The 15,929-nt window shown below is 57.6% G+C and carries 18 protein-coding genes, 4 tRNA genes and 1 pseudogene; 14 read left to right on the top strand and 9 right to left on the bottom strand.

The window, feature by feature from the left end; translation table 11 throughout:
• Nucleotides 1-53: 53 nt before the first annotated feature.
• From ACVWZ5_RS13930 to ACVWZ5_RS13915, 4 genes are all read left to right on the top strand, one after another.
• Nucleotides 54-129 (top strand) — tRNA-Asn (locus ACVWZ5_RS13930).
• Nucleotides 130-133: 4 nt separating this feature from the next.
• Nucleotides 134-210, top strand: a tRNA-Pro gene (locus ACVWZ5_RS13925).
• Nucleotides 211-216: 6 nt separating this feature from the next.
• Nucleotides 217-292, top strand: a tRNA-Lys gene (locus tag ACVWZ5_RS13920).
• A gap of 103 nt (nt 293-395) precedes the next feature.
• Nucleotides 396-932: a dihydrofolate reductase family protein gene (locus ACVWZ5_RS13915; protein WP_186600744.1), complete on the top strand. Its 537-nt coding sequence runs from the start codon at nt 396-398 to the stop codon at nt 930-932.
• A 124-nt stretch (nt 933-1,056) separates the two neighbouring features.
• On the opposite strand, the gene ACVWZ5_RS13910 is transcribed toward ACVWZ5_RS13915, so the two are convergent.
• From ACVWZ5_RS13910 to ACVWZ5_RS13895, 4 genes are all read right to left on the bottom strand, one after another.
• Complete coding sequence (locus tag ACVWZ5_RS13910; protein ID WP_084941588.1) at nt 1,057-2,352, bottom strand: NAD(P)/FAD-dependent oxidoreductase; 1,296 nt, start codon at nt 2,350-2,352, stop codon at nt 1,057-1,059.
• 84 nt (nt 2,353-2,436) lie between these two features.
• The gene (locus ACVWZ5_RS13905; RefSeq protein WP_023631877.1) at nt 2,437-2,610 is read right to left on the bottom strand and encodes a DUF3094 family protein; all 174 of its coding nucleotides are present in this window, start codon (nt 2,608-2,610) and stop codon (nt 2,437-2,439) included.
• 132 nt (nt 2,611-2,742) lie between these two features.
• Nucleotides 2,743-3,372, bottom strand: a complete 630-nt coding sequence (locus tag ACVWZ5_RS13900; RefSeq protein ID WP_069016168.1) for a DUF1780 domain-containing protein — start codon at nt 3,370-3,372, stop codon at nt 2,743-2,745.
• A gap of 55 nt (nt 3,373-3,427) precedes the next feature.
• On the bottom strand, nt 3,428-3,859 hold the full coding sequence (locus tag ACVWZ5_RS13895) for a hypothetical protein (RefSeq protein WP_062575180.1): 432 nt from the start codon (nt 3,857-3,859) through the stop codon (nt 3,428-3,430).
• Between the two features lie 86 nt (nt 3,860-3,945).
• Here ACVWZ5_RS13895 and ACVWZ5_RS13890 point away from each other — a divergent pair, with 86 nt between their 5' ends.
• Nucleotides 3,946-4,653, top strand: a complete 708-nt coding sequence (locus ACVWZ5_RS13890; protein WP_088851380.1) for an energy-coupling factor ABC transporter permease — start codon at nt 3,946-3,948, stop codon at nt 4,651-4,653.
• A gap of 149 nt (nt 4,654-4,802) precedes the next feature.
• Here ACVWZ5_RS13890 and yacG read toward each other — a convergent pair whose 3' ends face one another.
• The 4 genes from yacG to ACVWZ5_RS13870 are packed head-to-tail and all read right to left on the bottom strand — an operon-like array spanning nt 4,803 to nt 7,700.
• A complete protein-coding gene (gene yacG / locus ACVWZ5_RS13885; protein ID WP_186600741.1) occupies nt 4,803-5,003 on the bottom strand; it encodes a DNA gyrase inhibitor YacG in 201 nt (66 codons plus the stop codon).
• Nucleotides 5,000-5,623 (bottom strand): dephospho-CoA kinase, encoded by a 624-nt coding sequence (gene coaE / locus ACVWZ5_RS13880; protein WP_028689885.1) that lies wholly within the window; start codon nt 5,621-5,623, stop codon nt 5,000-5,002. Before coaE ends, yacG begins: the two co-directional genes overlap by 4 nt.
• Nucleotides 5,623-6,489 (bottom strand): prepilin peptidase, encoded by an 867-nt coding sequence (locus ACVWZ5_RS13875; RefSeq protein WP_457340688.1) that lies wholly within the window; start codon nt 6,487-6,489, stop codon nt 5,623-5,625. The genes coaE and ACVWZ5_RS13875 overlap by 1 nt, the downstream gene beginning before the upstream one ends.
• Nucleotides 6,490-6,491: 2 nt before the next feature.
• Nucleotides 6,492-7,700: a type II secretion system F family protein gene (locus ACVWZ5_RS13870; protein ID WP_457340687.1), complete on the bottom strand. Its 1,209-nt coding sequence runs from the start codon at nt 7,698-7,700 to the stop codon at nt 6,492-6,494.
• A gap of 227 nt (nt 7,701-7,927) precedes the next feature.
• Between ACVWZ5_RS13870 and ACVWZ5_RS13865 the strand changes: the two genes are divergently transcribed.
• The 7 genes from ACVWZ5_RS13865 (at nt 7,928) to hxsC (ending at nt 12,251) form a co-directional block, all read left to right on the top strand.
• The gene (locus tag ACVWZ5_RS13865) at nt 7,928-8,338 is read left to right on the top strand and encodes a pilin (protein ID WP_186599367.1); all 411 of its coding nucleotides are present in this window, start codon (nt 7,928-7,930) and stop codon (nt 8,336-8,338) included.
• 58 nt (nt 8,339-8,396) lie between these two features.
• A tRNA-Thr gene (locus ACVWZ5_RS13860) sits at nt 8,397-8,472 on the top strand.
• A 128-nt stretch (nt 8,473-8,600) separates the two neighbouring features.
• On the top strand, nt 8,601-8,765 hold the full coding sequence (locus ACVWZ5_RS13855; protein WP_457340686.1) for a hypothetical protein: 165 nt from the start codon (nt 8,601-8,603) through the stop codon (nt 8,763-8,765).
• 268 nt (nt 8,766-9,033) lie between these two features.
• Complete coding sequence (gene hxsA2, locus ACVWZ5_RS13850; protein WP_457340685.1) at nt 9,034-9,339, top strand: His-Xaa-Ser repeat protein HxsA2; 306 nt, start codon at nt 9,034-9,036, stop codon at nt 9,337-9,339.
• Nucleotides 9,339-9,635 carry a His-Xaa-Ser system protein HxsD gene (gene hxsD, locus ACVWZ5_RS13845; RefSeq protein ID WP_182322021.1) on the top strand — a complete coding sequence of 99 codons (297 nt, stop codon included), beginning with the start codon at nt 9,339-9,341 and terminating at the stop codon, nt 9,633-9,635. Before hxsA2 ends, hxsD begins: the two co-directional genes overlap by 1 nt.
• Nucleotide 9,636: 1 nt before the next feature.
• Nucleotides 9,637-11,094: a His-Xaa-Ser system radical SAM maturase HxsB gene (hxsB, locus tag ACVWZ5_RS13840; RefSeq protein WP_457340684.1), complete on the top strand. Its 1,458-nt coding sequence runs from the start codon at nt 9,637-9,639 to the stop codon at nt 11,092-11,094.
• Nucleotides 11,088-12,251, top strand: coding sequence for a His-Xaa-Ser system radical SAM maturase HxsC (gene hxsC / locus ACVWZ5_RS13835; RefSeq protein WP_457340683.1), 1,164 nt, complete (start codon nt 11,088-11,090; stop codon nt 12,249-12,251). Before hxsB ends, hxsC begins: the two co-directional genes overlap by 7 nt.
• 223 nt (nt 12,252-12,474) lie before the next feature.
• Here hxsC and ACVWZ5_RS13830 read toward each other — a convergent pair.
• A pseudogene (locus tag ACVWZ5_RS13830) lies at nt 12,475-12,866 on the bottom strand (IS5/IS1182 family transposase); the annotation flags it as partial.
• Between the two features lie 202 nt (nt 12,867-13,068).
• Here ACVWZ5_RS13830 and ACVWZ5_RS13825 point away from each other — a divergent pair.
• Both ACVWZ5_RS13825 and ACVWZ5_RS13820 read left to right on the top strand, forming a co-directional pair.
• Nucleotides 13,069-14,775, top strand: coding sequence for an AAA family ATPase (locus tag ACVWZ5_RS13825; RefSeq protein WP_457340682.1), 1,707 nt, complete (start codon nt 13,069-13,071; stop codon nt 14,773-14,775).
• Nucleotides 14,772-15,632, top strand: coding sequence for a hypothetical protein (locus ACVWZ5_RS13820; RefSeq protein WP_457340681.1), 861 nt, complete (start codon nt 14,772-14,774; stop codon nt 15,630-15,632). Before ACVWZ5_RS13825 ends, ACVWZ5_RS13820 begins: the two co-directional genes overlap by 4 nt.
• Nucleotides 15,633-15,929: the final 297 nt, after the last annotated feature.

Below are 15,929 nucleotides of genomic sequence, written 5' to 3'. Positions count from 1 at the left end.
GAGTTCGAAGCTAACACAGACTTCGAAGCAGTAAAGATGTACCGAAGTTCAGTTCCGCGATAGCTCAGTCGGTAGAGCAAATGACTGTTAATCATTGGGTCCCTGGTTCGAGTCCAGGTCGCGGAGCCAATCTCGGGGTGTAGCGCAGTCCGGTAGCGCGCCTGCTTTGGGAGCAGGATGTCAGGAGTTCGAATCCCCTCACCCCGACCATTTTCCGGGTCGTTAGCTCAGTTGGTAGAGCAGTTGGCTTTTAACCAATTGGTCGTAGGTTCGAATCCTACACGACCCACCATGTAAAAAGGGCATCTCGACTGAGATGCCCTTTTTCTTTTGTCCGCGATTTATCTCCCCGCCCTTTGCTACCCTGTGGCCTTTGCCCGCAGGAGCGCCCGCGCATGCCACTCAAAGCCAGTGTTTTCATCGCCACCAGCCTGGACGGCTATATCGCCCGTGAAGACGGCGGCCTCGATTGGCTGATGGGCGCCACCCAGTCCACCGACGACCATGGCTATGCCGGGTTCATGGCGGGCGTCGATACGCTGGTGATGGGGCGCGGGACCTTCGACAAGGTCATGACCTTTGGCGAGTGGCCGTATCCGGATACACGAGTGGTGGTGGTCAGCGCCACCCTCGAGGCCTTGCCCAAGGGCGCGCCGGCGCAGGTCGAACTGCACCCGGGGCCGATCCCGGCATTGCTCGAGCACCTGCAGGCGACGGGCGCGAAGAGCCTGTACCTGGATGGCGGCAAGCTGATCCAGGGGTTCTTGCGTGAGGGGTTGGTGGATGAATTGACCATTACCCGCATTCCCGTGCTGCTGGGGCAGGGGATTCCGTTGTTCGGCGGGTTGGCGAAGGATGTGCTGTTGCAGCACATGAAGACGACCAGCTACGAAAGTGGGTTTGTGCAGAGCACGTATCGCGTGGTCAGGTGAATCGCTGGGGCCGCTTTGCGGCCCTTTCGCGACACAAGGCCGCTCCTACAGGGGAACTCGATCGTCTGTAGGAGCGGCCTTGTGTCGCGATAGGGCTGCGCAGCAGCCCCAGGATTTTAAGGTCTCAGTGCAACTTGAGACGCGGCTCAGTCCCGCGCCCAATCTTGCTGCCCAGCATCATCATCGCCGTGCGGAAGAACCCATACAGCGCCATCTGGTGCATCCGGTACAGCGACACATAGAACATCCGCGCCAGCCAGCCCTCCAGCTTCACGCTGCCCATCAGGTTACCCATCAGGTTGCCCACCGCCGAGAAGCGTGACAGCGACACCAGCGAGCCGTAGTCCTTGTACTCGTAGGTCGGCAGCGCCTTGTTCTCCAGGCGCGCCTTGAGGCTCTTGGCCAGCAACGAAGCCTGCTGGTGCGCGGCCTGGGCCCGTGGCGGCACGTTGCGGTCGCTGCCCGGCTGCGGGCAGGCGGCGCAGTCGCCGAAGGCGAAGATATTGTCGTCGCGGGTGGTCTGCAGGGTCGGGCGCACCACCAGCTGGTTGATGCGGTTGGTTTCCAGGCCGTCGATGTCCTTGAGGAAGCCCGGCGCGCGAATGCCCGCCGCCCACACCTTCAGGCTGGCCTGGATCACTTCGCCGGCCGCCGTCTTCAGGCCATCCTCGGTCACTTCGCTGACCGCGGCATTGGTCATCACTGTCACCCCGAGTTTTTCCAGGGTCTTGTGCACCGGCACGCTGATGCGCTCCGGCAGCGCCGGCAGCACTCGCGGGCCGGCCTCGATAAGGGTGATGTGCATGTCTTTCGGCTGGATCTTGTCCAGGCCGTAGGCCGCCAGCTCGTGGGCGGCGTTGTGCAGCTCGGCCGCCAGCTCCACGCCGGTAGCGCCGGCACCGACGATGGCCACGCTGATCTGCTCGCTGGCCACATCGCCTGCGTGGGCGCGCAGGTAGTGGTTGAGCAGTTGCTGGTGGAAGCGCTCGGCCTGCTTGCGGCTGTCGAGGAACAGGCAGTGTTGCGCCGCGCCCAGGGTGCCGAAGTCGTTGGTGTTGCTGCCCACGGCGATTACCAGGGTGTCGTAGCCGAGGGTGCGCGCAGGCAGCAGCTCACGGCCCTCGTCGTCGAGGGTCGCGGCCAGCTGGATCTGCTTGCTTTCGCGGTCCAGGCCGCTCATGCGGCCCATCTGGAAGTTGAAGTGATTCCACTTGGCCTGGGCCACGTAGTTCAGTTCATCTTCCGAGGAGTTCAGCGAGCCGGCCGCCACTTCGTGCAGCAGGGGCTTCCAGATGTGCGTCAGGTTGGCATCAACCAGGGTGATCTCGGCCTGTTTGCGCTTGCCCAGGCTTTTACCCAGGCGGGTCGCCAGTTCCAGGCCGCCGGCGCCGCCGCCGACAATCACGATGCGATGAGTCATGGGGATATCTCACAAGTTTTACGGAATTCGTGGACACAAGGTCCGGCCGCATCCGGCACGAGGGGCGGGCGAGCGCAAGGCAGCTCATAGCACCAGTCCACTCAGCAGGCGGCTCAACAGGCCCAGACCGATGGTCACGGCCACCACCAGCAGCAGGAGCAGCCATGGCCGGAAAGGCCGGCGCTCGACTTGATGCTGGGGGGCACTCAGATACTCATCGACGCGACGCTGATCTTCGGGATTCAGGCGGCTGGTCATGGTGGGCCTCGTCAGATAGACGTTTGTGACTGCGTGTACGCCACAGCGTTCACGCAAACGCATGGATCGAATGATAATGCTTTCTATCCCTGGCGCCGAGTGTACGTGAACGCAAAGACACCCGGCACTGGATCAAAGACTGATGCCTACGTCGAACACGATGCTGCGCCCCAGGTTGCCGCGCAGGAAATCCGGCGCGTCCGGATGGGCGAACAGCACCCGGGCGAAGGTCGGCCCCACCAGCGACAGCGAGCGCCAACCCTGGCGCAGGTACTCGGTGGGCGGCGGGAAATGGCTGTTGAGGTCGAGCACTTCGCGCTTGAGGCTGGCGAAGGCGATGATGTCCAGATCGCCCAGATCCAGCCCGCGTTCGCGGTAGTTGTGTGATTTCTTGCGCAGCGTCGGCGCCAGGCGCGCCAGCAGTTCCTGGGCGCTGATCCGCCGGGGCCGCTGCTCGCGGCGCACCAGCTGGGCCAGGGAAAACGCGCTGCGCCGCCGTTGCAGCTCCTCGCGCCACTCGTCGTTGAGCCGGCGGCCCTCGTCGAGCACGAAGAACACTTCGAATGCCGCGTCGCGGAACAGCACATCCGGCGGCTCCTGCCCGGCCGGGGTGAAGTCCTCGCTGCGGTAGGGAATGTTCAGCCCTTGCAGCAGGCGCTGGCAGACCCAACGCTCGCGCTCCCATTTGCGGGCATTGGACAGGAACGCATTGGCTTGTTCGGCCTGGATGGTAAGCAGGCGCAGGTAGTCTGAGTCATCCATGGGGACAAGCTTAGTCGCTAATTGATGACGGTAAGATGCTGTTTGTGCGTGGGAATCAGCCCAGCGCCAGCCATTGCTGGACAACCCCGAACAAGTGCAGCAGCCCGCCGCCCACGCAGATCGCCGAACTGACCGCGATGAAACGCCGGCTGCGCCCGGTGCCAGCCAGCAAGAGCGGCCCCAGCAGGCCGCGCGCCAGGTACACCAGGGTAATGAGGCAGATGATCGGCATCAGCAACGGCAAGGGCGCGATCACGCCAGCTGCCGACAGCGCGTAGGCGGCCCAGACCAGCAGTACCGATGAGATCACCAGGGTGACCAGGGCAGGGTAGGCGCGCCCTTGTTCGGCGGCCCGGGCCATGCGCTCGCCCGCGCCGAACAGGCGGTACCAGCGCGGCCCCACGGCGATGACCATCAGGTGCAGTACCCCCGCGATGGCGCTGAACAGCGCGCCCAGCAGCAAGGGCAGGTTGATGCCTTCGGTCATCGGGGATGCGTCCTGCAGCGAAAGGAGTTGCCAGCCTATAGCAACCGGACGAAAGGGAGAATGGGTGTAGACTCAGGCTTGTCCACATGGCCGACAGGGATATTGTTCAGGTGATCAGCGCACAGGTCTTGTCCAGCACCAGCCTCACCCTTGGCTGGCTCGGTTACGTGCCCCTGCTGGTCTGGGCCGCCAGCCGCACGCGCTGGGTGGAGCTGTTTACCGATACCCGCCGCCAGCACCTGCTGTTCGGTACGGTGTTCTGCCTGTTCGTGCTGTGGCTGGTGCGGCGTGATTTCGATACCGGTGTGTCGTACCACTTTATCGGCATGACCGCCGTCACCCTGCTATTGGACTGGCCGCTGGCTGTGCTAGGCGGCTTCCTGGCTCAGCTTGGCCTGTTGCTGCTCGGCCGCCAGGACCTTGCCGCTATCGGCGTAAACGGCCTGCTGATCGTCGGCTTGCCAGTGCTGGTCACCGAGGTGTGCGCGATCCTGGTCGAGCGTGCCCAGCCGCGTAACCTGTTTGTGTATATCTTCTGTTGCGGTTTTTTCCCCGCTGCGCTGACCGTGCTGGTATGCCTGGCGGCCGGGCTGGGGGTGTTGTGGATGGACGAGCGGTTCGCCATGCCCGAGTGGCTCAGCGACTTTGTTGGCTACCTGTGGCTGATGATGTTCCCCGAGGCGTTCATCAATGGCACGGTGATCAGTGCCCTGGTGGTGTTCTGCCCCGAGTGGCTGGAGACGTTCAACCGCACTCGTTATTTGCAGGCGCCGTGGAAGGATGAAGAGCGGTGATGCTTTCTGGGGCTGCTCTGCAGCCCTTTCGCGACACAAGGCCGCTCACAGGGGAATGCGATCACTTGTAGGAGCGGCCTTGTGTCGCGAAAGGGCCGCAAAGCGGCCCCAACAACGTCGAACCTATCAGCGTTCTAAAAACGCCTACCTCAATGCCGCGGCTCCAGATCGCCCGAATACAGCTCATCCTCGGACTCTTCGGCCCCCACGATCTTATGCTCCTCGGCCGCCCAGGCCCCCAGGTCGATCAGCTTGCAGCGGTCCGAGCAGAACGGCCGGAACGGGCTCTTCTCCCCCCATTCCACAGGCGCCCCACAGGTCGGGCAATCAACGGTCATCGGCTGGCTCATGGCTGGCCTCCTCGCAAAGTCAGGTAAAAGTGGTGCAGGCGGTCGATCTCGTCGTGCAGCGATTGCAGGTCACGATCATTGACCACCACGTCATCGGCATGGCGCAGGCGCTCTTCCCGGGCCAACTGGGCCTTGAGAATCGCCTGCACCTGCTCAGGATTGGTGTTGTCCCGCTGCAAGGTGCGCTGCACCTGCAACTCGGTCGGCGCATCGATCACCAAGATGCGCTGGGTCTTGCTGAACTGCCCCGACTCGATCAACAGCGGCGACACATACACCGCATAGGGCGTCTCGGCCTTGGCCAGGTAGCTGAAAATCTCCTGGCCGATCAGCGGGTGCAGCAGCTGCTCCAGCCATTGCCGTTGCGCAGGATCCGCGAAGATCTGCTGGCGCAAGGCGCCACGGTCGAGCTGGCCGTCCTCCAGCAATACGCCCGGGCCGAAGCGTTCGACGATGCTGGCCAGGGCAGGGCGCCCGGGCTCGACAACCCAGCGCGCGGCCTGGTCGGCATCGACCAGGTGCACGCCCAGCTCGACGAAACGCTCGGCGGCGGCGCTCTTGCCGCTGCCGATGCCGCCGGTCAGGCCGAGAATCCAGGGGGTGAAAGGCGCTGTGCTCATCAGGTTCCAAGCAGTTGCAGGTAAGAAGCGACTATTTCATCACCCCAGAGCACGGCGATCCACCCCGCAATGGCCAGATAAGGCCCGAAAGGTAGCGCAGCGCCCATCTGCGTGCGCTTCAAACGCACCAGCGTCAGCCCGATCAACGCCCCCACCAGCGAGGCCAGCATCAAGGTCAGCGGCAAAATCTGCCAACCGCCCCAGGCCCCGAGCATGGCCAGCAGCTTGAAGTCGCCAAAGCCCATGCCCTCCTTGCCGGTCACCAGCTTGAACACCCAGTACACCGTCCACAGGCTCAGGTAACCCGCCACCGCGCCCCACACCGCGTCGGCCAGCGGCACCAGCAGCCCGAAGGCGTTGACCACCAGCCCCAGCCACAACAGCGGCAGCACCAGCACATCCGGCAGCAACTGGTGCTCGGCATCGATCAGGCTCAAGCCGATCAGCCCCCAGGTCAGCAGCATCACCGCCAGCGCTTCCACCCCCGGCCCGAAATGCCACGCCACCAGCAGTGACAGCAGGGCAGTGGCCAGCTCCACCAGTGGATAACGCGCACTGATCCGCGCCTTGCACCCCGAGCAACGCCCGCGCAAGGCCACATAACTCAACACCGGAATGTTTTCCCACGCCCGGATCGGGCGCTGGCAATGGGGGCAACGCGAAGCCGGCAAACACAGGTCGAAGCGCTCGTGCTCGGCCTGCGGCAGCCCCAGCACCTCCTGCGCCTCGCGCTGCCACTGGCGCTCGAGCATCAGCGGCAGCCGGTACGCCAGCACATTGAGAAAACTGCCCACCAGCAACCCCAGCACCGCGGCCAGGGCATAAAAGAACGGCGGATGATCGACGATTACGGCCCAGGCATTCATATTCAGATCAGGCTACCCAACTGGAAGATCGGCAAGTACATCGCCACGACAAGGCCCCCCACCAGCAGCCCGAGGATCAGCACGATGGCCGGCTCCAGCAGCGTGGTCAACTGCTCCAGCGCCTGGCTCACCTGCTCTTCGTAATGTAGCGCGGCCTTGTCCAGCATGGTGTCGAGGGTGCCGCTGGCCTCGCCGACCGCCACCAGCTGGCGCAGCAGCGGCGGGAACAGCCCGTCCGCCTCCATCGCCTGTTGCAGGCTTGCCCCATTGGCCACGCCCTGGCGCAACGCCAGGATCGCCCGCTCATGCAGGCAGTTGCCACTGACCGGCGCCACCGTTGCCAGCGCATCCAGCAACGCCACGCCGGCTGTATAAGAAGTCGCCAGGCTGCGCGCAAACCGCGCCAACGCCGCCTGCCCGAGCAAGGTGCCAACCACCGGCACCCGCAGCCCCCAGCGCACCATCCACAGCCGCGCCGGCAGATGCCGCCGATAAACCTCCCGCCCTCCAACTCCCATCGCAGTTATCAACAGCACCAGCCACCCCACGTGATTGCCCAGCCCTGTGGATAAATCGATCACCCACTGCGTGAACGCCGGCAGCGCCTTGTCGAAACTGGCGAACAGCCCCTGAAAGCGCGGCACCACCTCCAGCAGCAGCAACGCCGCCACCCCAAGCCCGGTCAGCAGCAACAGCGCCGGATACAGCATCGCCTTGCGCACCTTCTGCCGCAGCGCCTGGCGCTTCTCCAGCATGCCCGCCATCTGCTCCAGCTGCCGGTCCAGCGTGCCCGATTGCTCGCCCACCCGCACCAGGTTGCAGTACAGCGCATCGAACCACGCCGGGTGCCGCTGCAACGCCTCCGCCAGCCCAAGCCCTGCCGCCACATCCTGTTTCAACCGCGCCAGCAACGCCGCCATGCCGCTGTCCACCGTGCTACGCGCCATCACCTCGAACGCCTGCAACAACGGCACCCCCGCCGTCAGCAAGGTCGCCAGCTGCCGGCTGAACCCCGGCGCATCCGCCTTGCCCGCCCGCTGCGGCCACCGCCACTGCAACCCACCTGCCAACCTCACCCGCGTGGCCCGGATGCCCTGGCGTTGCAGCCAGGCCTGCACGAACGCCGGGCTGCGCCCCGGTTGCTGGCCGTGTTGACGAGCGCCGGAGGCATCGATGCCCTCCCAGGCGTAGAGGCGGGTAGACGGTGGCATGCGAAGGTCCTTTGCAGTGCGGCGACAAGCCCCGTAACAGCTTGCCGGGCCCGAGGGCGGGCGCGTTTCCATGACGCTCACTAGAGTAGTTCAGCGAAGATGACGCCCTGCCGTGCAGGGGTGACAAAAGGTGTCGGTTCAGGCCTACTGCGCGCCTGCCGGCCGGGGCGCCGAAAAGATGAACATGCGCCGACCGCGCCTCCATGTATTACGAAGGAAGACCGTTCATGAAAGGGCAACGAGGTATCACCCTGATCGAACTGATGATCGTCGTCGCGATCATCGGCATCCTGGCGACCATCGCCATCCCCATGTACACCAACCACCAGGCCCGGGCCAAAGCCGCCGCGGCGCTGCTGGAAATCTCCGCGCTGAAAACGCCGATGGATATCCGCCTGAACGAAGGCAAGGACGTGCCCGACGTCGCCAGCCTCGGCGGCCAGCCGGCCACCGCCCATTGCGCGATCACCGCCAGCGGCACGGCGGCCGACGGCACCGCCAGCATCGCCTGCACCCTGGCCGACGCACCGGCCAATGTGCTGGGCAAGACCGTGACCCTGGCCCGCACCCAGGCCGGGTGGACCTGCGTGACCACGGTGGAGGAAGACCTCGCGCCGAATGGCTGCAAGGCGCCGTGAAAGTGAGGTGAAACAGAGGTTTGCGTAACGGACACGGCAATGGTACGTTGCGCAACACGCCGGTGTAGCTCAGTCGGTAGAGCAGCGCACTCGTAACGCGAAGGTCGCAGGTTCGATTCCTGTCTCCGGCACCAGAATTGTCGATAGTGTTTAGTTACCCTATCGGGCTGATGAACCGCCTTCGGGCGGTTTTTTGCTTTTTAGGTCGGGCAAGGCGTTTCGCCTGCGAGAGGCTGGTCGCGACGCTTGGGGAGGGGTATCCATGAATCCGTTCAAGTCGCGTTCTGAGAAGGTCAAAAGCCCCTTCGCTGAGTTCATTCGCAATGCGAAAGCTGACGTGAAGAAGCGCGTTTACACAGCCGTCCTGGTTGAGGCTACTAAGCGACAGAACGAGATCATTGTTGCAGCCCAAGAAAAGAGCGTGTGATCAAAAATGCGTTACACGAAGCCCGGCTAAAAGTCGGGCTTTTCTTTGGAAAGGAACCAAGGGTAGTCCATGTGGTTGGCTGTGATGCTGATTGCACAATGGAGTTATGGCTGAAACCATTCAGTCACATGCTTCCGCCCCTGTCCCGTCAGAAAATAAATCTGTCACCCTTTTTCAGGTAGGCACCATGCCGACTAGTGGCACTTTGACTCATTTGGAAACATGTATATAGTGCCAAAATAACCACACCAGTCACAGGGATGTTGAAATGAAAAAGCGCGATTTCCTACTGCCCCTTGCCACTCTGACTGCCGCCGTAACCGCTACCCAAGCACCAGCCTCCACTGCGACGATCCACGCCGTTAAGGCAGATGGAAGTCAAGGCATTGAGGCGCAAAGTACAGCATTGCCAATTGTTCAGGTTGGCGAGCAAATGGTCACTGGGCGTCAAGGTGACAACCTATTCAGCTTTATCCTTAAGCGTGGTGAGAACGGTCAGATGTTCGCTGCCCACCACTCGCACAGTTCACATGCGTCCCACAGCTCTCACAGTTCGCACTACTCGAGCCGCTAATGGCTGGCCTGGCTGAGCTGACCTTCGACAGCAAGCTGTACGGAGCAGAAGCAATCCAAAAGGCCGCATACCGCGCTATGAGTGCCTTTACCCTCGACTTGACCGTCGATGGTGAAAGCATTCACTGCAGGTTGGTGGGCAACATCACAACCGAGCAGGACGTGTTCGAGCGTGCCGTTGAGGAGTTCCGGAAAGACGTGCTCGATTATCAGTTGCGTGCACAGCTCCAGGCTGAGACGGCTCCCATTCGCAACCTCATCATGGGATTGGCATTTTCCAACGCTAGGTTGAACTGAAGTGAGTAAATTCCAAGGTTTGGAAGCCTATACCCGGCAAGATGGATATGAGCTGCTGCCGTTCAAGTTTGATCGTCTTGACGGCGATGATTACGTCATCACCAATATGATCGGCGAGCACCTCGTTGTGCCGATGGTGGATTTACTTGCAGTCCTCAAAAAAGAGCTAGGAACGGATCATCCTCTTTACGCATCCCTCCGCGCCAAGCATTTCATCCGTCATACTGATGAGCAGGCCCCTCTAGATCTACTCGCGTTGAAACTGCGTACAAGACTCTCGCGATTGAAGGGCTTTACCAGCCTGCACATCTTCGTTGTGACACTGCGCTGTGACCACAGCTGTCCCTACTGTCAGGTCTCACGGCAAATGGACAGCGAGACGTCGTTCGACATGACGCCTGCTATGGCGGAAAAGGCTCTGGATTTCGTCTTTCGCTCTCCCAACCCTGCTATCAAGATCGAATTCCAAGGCGGTGAGCCACTGTTGAACTTTGAGATGGTGCGTTTTGTGGTGGAGGCTGCGAAGCGGCGGAACATAGACGAGAAGCGTGATTTAGAGTTCGTTATCGCCACCACATTGTCGTTACTCACCGATGAAGTACTCGCGTTTTGCCACGAGCATGGCGTAATTCTTTCGACGTCGCTCGATGGTCCTGCCGACCTGCACAATGCGAATCGCCCGCGCGTCGGCCGCGATAGCTTCGAACGCTTCGAAGCAGGTCTAGCCAAAGCTCGCAATGTCCTAGGTGTGGACAGTATTAGCGCGTTAATGACAACCACGGACAAGAGCTTGTCTCGTGTCCGGGAGATCATTGATGAATATGTTCGACTGGGCTTTAACGGCATTTTCCTGCGAGCACTTTCTCCGTATGGTTTTGCGATAAAGACTCGTAAGTTCATGACTTATGATACGGAGCGCTGGCTGGAGTTTTATAAAGAAGGGCTTTCCTATATTCTTGAGCTTAACAAGGCTGGCATCCCTTTCGTTGAGCACTATGCATCCTTGATTCTCAAGAAAATGCTGACGAGCAACGACCCAGGCTATGTGGACCTGATGAATCCCGCCGGTGCCGGTATTGCTGCAATCGTCTTCAACTACGATGGTTCTGTATATGCTTCGGACGAAAGTCGGATGCTTGCAGAGATGGGGGACCAGTCTTTCCGGTTGGGTAACGTCCTGACTGACAGCTACGAAGACATTATCCTATCCGATGCACTGCTCGATGCCTTGGAGCAATCTTTTACTCTGAGCGCGCCAATGTGCTCAGACTGCGCTTTTGAACCCTATTGCGGCGCCGAGCCGGTGTTCCATCATGCTATCTTCAAGGATGTATTGGGCAGAAAGTCAGAATCATCATTCTGCAAGCGAAACATATCGATCTTCAAACACCTGATTGGTCTGATGCAGTCAGACGCATCTATTCGCCGCCTCTTCATACAGTGGGCTAATGCATGCTGAAACTCTCTGGAAAGGTTGGGCATATTCAACTGATAGAAGTTCAGAACCATTCCTTGTTACTGCAGGTCAGCACAAATCCGATGCTCCCTAAAGTACTGCGGGCGACTCGAGCCTTTTTAGTTTCTACTAAGGATTTACCTGAAGGCTATCAGCACTACCTGATTCCCGAGTCTATTGGATGGCGTGCGGAAGAACTGAAGGGGAAGAGCTCATACACCCTGCTGCCCAACGACTATGACTATCTGGGGCACGACGACATTATCCGGTTGGATGGCCGGGCTATTCGAGTGCTTTTCAGGGCCAAGTCCGGTCACAACTCGCTATTGGTGACTGAGCAATGTAACCACTACTGTTTGATGTGCTCTCAACCACCTAAGAACATTGACGACAGCTGGATCCTTGACGAGCTCGAGGCGCTGATTCCTTTGATCCCTAGGGGGACCCCGGAGGTGGGGTTTTCGGGTGGAGAACCTACCCTAGCTGGGGAGCGGTTCATCAATCTCATCCGGATGATGAAGTCGTATCTGCCGAGAACAGTTGTCCACGTGCTTTCGAACGGGCGTAGTTTTGCCGACGAGCATTATGCTCGACAGTACGCAGAAATTGAGCATCCCGATATCATGATCGGAATCCCACTTTACTCCGATGATCCTAGCTTGCACGACTACATTGTCCAAGCGCCGGGAGCATTTCAGGAGACCGTCCAGGGGATACTGAACCTTAAGCGTCTTGGCCAAAAGGTTGAGATTCGGATTGTTTTGCACAAGCAGTCGATCATTCGCCTGCCGCAACTGTGCGAATACATTGCGCGCAACCTTCTGTTTGTCGATCACGTGACGTTGATGGGATTGGAAATGATCGGTTTTACGCGCGCCAATCTGGGCGCGCTGTGGATTGATCCTGCCGACTATCGAGACGTTCTAAGTGAGGCTGTCGGTATTTTGGCCGCCTATCGCATGAACGTATCCGTTTATAACCACCAATTGTGTCTCGTGAACGAAGACATCCTTCCCTACTACCGCAAGTCCATAAGCGATTGGAAGAATGAGTACGTGCCAGAATGCGAAGGCTGCGCGCGCAAGTCACAGTGTGGTGGCTTCTTTTCTTCGGGGGTAATTAATGGATATAGCAAAGCGATCACCCCGTTCCTGTCATGACACCTTCTAGCTAAAGGTTAAGTCATGGCGCTCACTCTAAGGCTAGTAACCCTAATGATAGTCTAAAAATGTCCGGTTATAACTAACCTTATTAATTGTGGATATCCTTTGAGGTGCGTTTGTAGAGATCGAATACAGGGTTGGCGTTAAAAGTCCATTAGATTTCAGTTTCGCGAAGTTAGGGCGCCACGCTCAACGAAAAATAAATCCCTCCCCATTATTCTTTCTTTGTCTGATGCATTTCCGGATCGCGTTTGCCTGGTCGAACTGGGAGCATGGATGATGGTGGTGTCGGGAGTCGTGCCCTGACGCAACGACAGGCATTTGTCTTGCAGGTAGTTGTTGATGGTTTCCGGAATCCCTGCCGCGAGCTAATGCTTCTCCAGCGGGGGGGGGAATTCATGATCGTCGTATCTTCGGTAATAGGCGCGCAAGCGCCATGGTTTCCATTGGGTATGGCATGCGACCACCGCTGGCCTTTGGATCAAGCGGCTCAATCAATGCCGCCAAACCGCTCCACGGTATGACCTGCTCCATCTCGGCCAGGAAGCGCTCACGGCGGGTTTGCTTGCGCTTACCGGCGTACTCGAAATCGGAAAGGCTTATCTGACTCATGGGCCAGGCTTGTTGAGGGGCTGAACGAAAGGCTATTTCAGCACAGCTCGAGCAACTGTGTTGACTTGACCAGAGATTCCTTATGAAGAGAGGTTGGGGATGAGCATGCTGTTCGAGACAGGTGGTGAAGGACTTGTGGTGGCGTTTTGCCAGGCGTAATATGTCTTGAAATATTACGTCGAATTAATAAAAGGAATTACGCATGCCAGGACTGGAGTTTTACTATTCAAGCGAATTTGATTTTGACAAAATTGATGGCGTTCACTTACTGCAGGACCACGTCGGTACCTATTACCCCAAGGCTTGGGATGATTATGGTTATACAGTTACATTTCAGGTTCATTATGTAGAGAATGGCAAGCGAGAGTCTTTGGGGCGCACAAAAATACTTGTGAAGGGGTATGATGACTCTTCAAGGTTTTTTGCAACCTCCAGTGATAAGCATGGAGGAAGTGTTCGGATCACGGCGCTTCTTGATCATGAAAAGGTAGTTTCCTTAGCGTCAGATATTGATTATTATCGCAGAATTTATGCACTAATTCCCCAAAGGGCGGAGGATTATCTACGCCAGATATGTGATGGGAGTTATAATTTGCAAAAGTACGGCGATTTTTCGACTTGGGAGGGATTCGAACTTTCCCTATTTAGAGATCGTCTTGCTAAGGCTATTTTGAAGAAAGGCTACCAAATAGCGCTCGGAGGCTATGAAGCTCAAGAGCGGTTTTCGTTTGAGTTAGAGGGGCTTCCGGATAACTTTGATTCTGTTGAATTTAATTTTGACAATGCTAGGAAGTTGGGGCGTACTAACATAAATTTGCTAATTGGACGTAATGGGTCCGGAAAAAGCCACGTCCTTCGTCATTTGGTTGACCTGGTTACAGGGGTGGAAAAGCATACGGAAAGTTGGCCGTTTTTTCACAAAGTTATTGTGGCAGCCTATTCACCATTTGAGACCTTCAAGACGGAGGTTGAATTATCAAGCGCCCTCGCAAGCCAAGTCAGAAAACTCCAGGCTGGCGATACTGACGAAAGTGATCTGACTGCTGAAGAAGAGCAGGAAAGGCGTCGGCGCCTTGTCAATGAATACGTCTACATTGGCTTCCGTGATCCAGCGGGAGATTTTTCTCTATCGTGGCCCAAAGAGAGCAGCGCTCGAGCACTCCATAGGATTGTGCAATATGATGCAGAGAACGAGTGGGTTAAAGCCAGTCGTTTCGATCTTCTGTTTGATACGTTGTCCCGCTCAATCGATTTTGATGCGGTTCAAGTATTCAAGGAAAATGGTTCGCCGATAGTACTCAGTCGTGATACGGATGTTGAGCGACTGAGGCTCGCTAAATGTCAAGATTTTAGTTATATCTCAGGTATGGAGTTTCTTAAGGAGGGTGTAGTTGTTCCGCTGAGCTCCGGGCAAACTATCTATTCCTATCTGTTGCCAAACTTGGTGTCCGAAGTGGACGAGGAGAGCTTAATCATTCTTGATGAACCGGAACTGTATCTTCATCCATCAATGGAGGTCGGGCTCCTAGATATGTTGAAGCAGTTGCTTGCAGCCACTCGGTCCAATGCCGTCATTGCTACGCACTCTACAATCTTGGCAAGAGAAGTTGAGCAGTCTGCAATTTCAGTGTTGCGTAAGGTGGAAGGCAGGACAGAGGTATCGCGGCCAAACTTTGAAACGTTTGGCCAGACCGTAGAACTTATCATGGGGTTGGCCTTTGATGATTACCAGACGCGGAAACCCTATGAGGACTCAATCGACAAGGCTGTTGCTGATTGCGCAAGCCCAGAAGAGGCTTTTGAAAAACTCGGCCCTAAAGTGGGTGACGAAGCGCTGGCGTACTTGAGTGGTAAAGTGATCGCAAGTGAAGAGAATGTGAAGCCTCAAATAGAGCGGAGGCCGGAATGAAGGACCTCTCATACCTACGAGAAGGGCCGGGTTGCTCTTGGTTTAAAGTGGCTATTGGTTCAGGTAAAACAAATGCCGCTATTCTTGAACTTGTGAGATGTGCGGTTTATGAGAGGTATCGAGAATTCGACGGTTTTATGGCGGTGTATGATACGGAACCGCGCAAAACCGGAATTTCAATTTCTGGTCATGTACTAAGGGAGTTTTATGAGCGCCCTCCTTCTGCATTGAAGCTGCTGTTACAAGCACGTAGACGAGATCATGCCTTAGATGAGTGCCCAAGCTGCGGATCTCCTCGTCCTCCGGAAACGCTAGATCATTTCTTGCCGAAAGAGGACTGGCCTGAGTATGCAATATTTTCAGACAATCTCGTACCCCAGTGTCGGGGGTGTGCTCCCATTAAAGGAGTAAAATATTTTAGTAAGAAAGAAAAACAATCGCTCTTTCTTCATCCCATGTATAGCCCGGAGTTATCAACTTTAAGGTTCAAGATTCATGTCAAGATGGTGGGTGGAAAACCTAATTTTTCTCCAGTATTTAGTATCCCGGAAAGTGTTGCGGAGAGTGATCTGGAGAGGGTGATTCTTCACTTGGATAGTCTGCAGGTCAGGGCGCGAATCGTGTGTTTCTGTCGTGAAGAATATCGTCATTGGATAAGGCTCGCTCAGAGCAAGCCTTGCGACATCAAGTCTATGTTGGAGTCCAGGCTTAGTGAACGAGTATGCGACCCGTACCCTAATAATTGGGCCACAGCTTTCTATAAAGGTATTCTTGACAGTCCAGATGCTGTGCGCGACCTCCAGCAGCATATTGTGAGCAAACCTCCGAAACCCAGCGAAAAGCATCGGTTCTTTTAACCTAACTTCACTCGATCAACACGTTGTACCAGGTGTACGGCCACCAACCGTCCGTCTCCGCACTGTCCGCCTGTATCCGATCCAGCTTCATGTGCTGGAGGAGGGCCTGTCTCATGACAGTCCCTCTACCCATTCATTGTGAGATAGGTCGTTTCCCGCAGCATCCATCGCCTTTTCCCAGCGCTACCAAGCTTGCATTAGCAGCCCCCAAGGAATAAATTCCCTCCGTCGCGGCCATTTCCGCGACCGGGTTTGGCGACCCGACCGAAAAAGGCGCAACGGCGCCCCGATCACGAT

It is taken from the genome of Pseudomonas sp. TE6283, from assembly GCF_054060555.1.
This window is presented reverse-complemented; position numbering and strand designations above follow the sequence as displayed.

Excerpts from the sequence above, each read along its gene's own strand:
- ACVWZ5_RS13915 (WP_186600744.1), top strand. The coding sequence starts at position 396 with ATGCCACTCAAAGCCAGTGTTTTCATCGCCACCAGCCTGGACGGCTAT.
- ACVWZ5_RS13910 (WP_084941588.1), bottom strand. The coding sequence starts at position 2,352 with ATGACTCATCGCATCGTGATTGTCGGCGGCGGCGCCGGCGGCCTGGAA.
- ACVWZ5_RS13905 (WP_023631877.1), bottom strand. The coding sequence starts at position 2,610 with ATGACCAGCCGCCTGAATCCCGAAGATCAGCGTCGCGTCGATGAGTAT.
- ACVWZ5_RS13900 (WP_069016168.1), bottom strand. The coding sequence starts at position 3,372 with ATGGATGACTCAGACTACCTGCGCCTGCTTACCATCCAGGCCGAACAA.
- ACVWZ5_RS13895 (WP_062575180.1), bottom strand. The coding sequence starts at position 3,859 with ATGACCGAAGGCATCAACCTGCCCTTGCTGCTGGGCGCGCTGTTCAGC.
- ACVWZ5_RS13890 (WP_088851380.1), top strand. The coding sequence starts at position 3,946 with ATGGCCGACAGGGATATTGTTCAGGTGATCAGCGCACAGGTCTTGTCC.
- yacG (WP_186600741.1), bottom strand. The coding sequence starts at position 5,003 with ATGAGCCAGCCGATGACCGTTGATTGCCCGACCTGTGGGGCGCCTGTG.
- coaE (WP_028689885.1), bottom strand. The coding sequence starts at position 5,623 with ATGAGCACAGCGCCTTTCACCCCCTGGATTCTCGGCCTGACCGGCGGC.
- ACVWZ5_RS13875 (WP_457340688.1), bottom strand. The coding sequence starts at position 6,489 with ATGAATGCCTGGGCCGTAATCGTCGATCATCCGCCGTTCTTTTATGCC.
- ACVWZ5_RS13870 (WP_457340687.1), bottom strand. The coding sequence starts at position 7,700 with ATGCCACCGTCTACCCGCCTCTACGCCTGGGAGGGCATCGATGCCTCC.
- ACVWZ5_RS13865 (WP_186599367.1), top strand. The coding sequence starts at position 7,928 with ATGAAAGGGCAACGAGGTATCACCCTGATCGAACTGATGATCGTCGTC.
- ACVWZ5_RS13855 (WP_457340686.1), top strand. The coding sequence starts at position 8,601 with ATGAATCCGTTCAAGTCGCGTTCTGAGAAGGTCAAAAGCCCCTTCGCT.
- hxsA2 (WP_457340685.1), top strand. The coding sequence starts at position 9,034 with ATGAAAAAGCGCGATTTCCTACTGCCCCTTGCCACTCTGACTGCCGCC.
- hxsD (WP_182322021.1), top strand. The coding sequence starts at position 9,339 with ATGGCTGGCCTGGCTGAGCTGACCTTCGACAGCAAGCTGTACGGAGCA.
- hxsC (WP_457340683.1), top strand. The coding sequence starts at position 11,088 with ATGCTGAAACTCTCTGGAAAGGTTGGGCATATTCAACTGATAGAAGTT.
- ACVWZ5_RS13825 (WP_457340682.1), top strand. The coding sequence starts at position 13,069 with ATGCCAGGACTGGAGTTTTACTATTCAAGCGAATTTGATTTTGACAAA.
- ACVWZ5_RS13820 (WP_457340681.1), top strand. The coding sequence starts at position 14,772 with ATGAAGGACCTCTCATACCTACGAGAAGGGCCGGGTTGCTCTTGGTTT.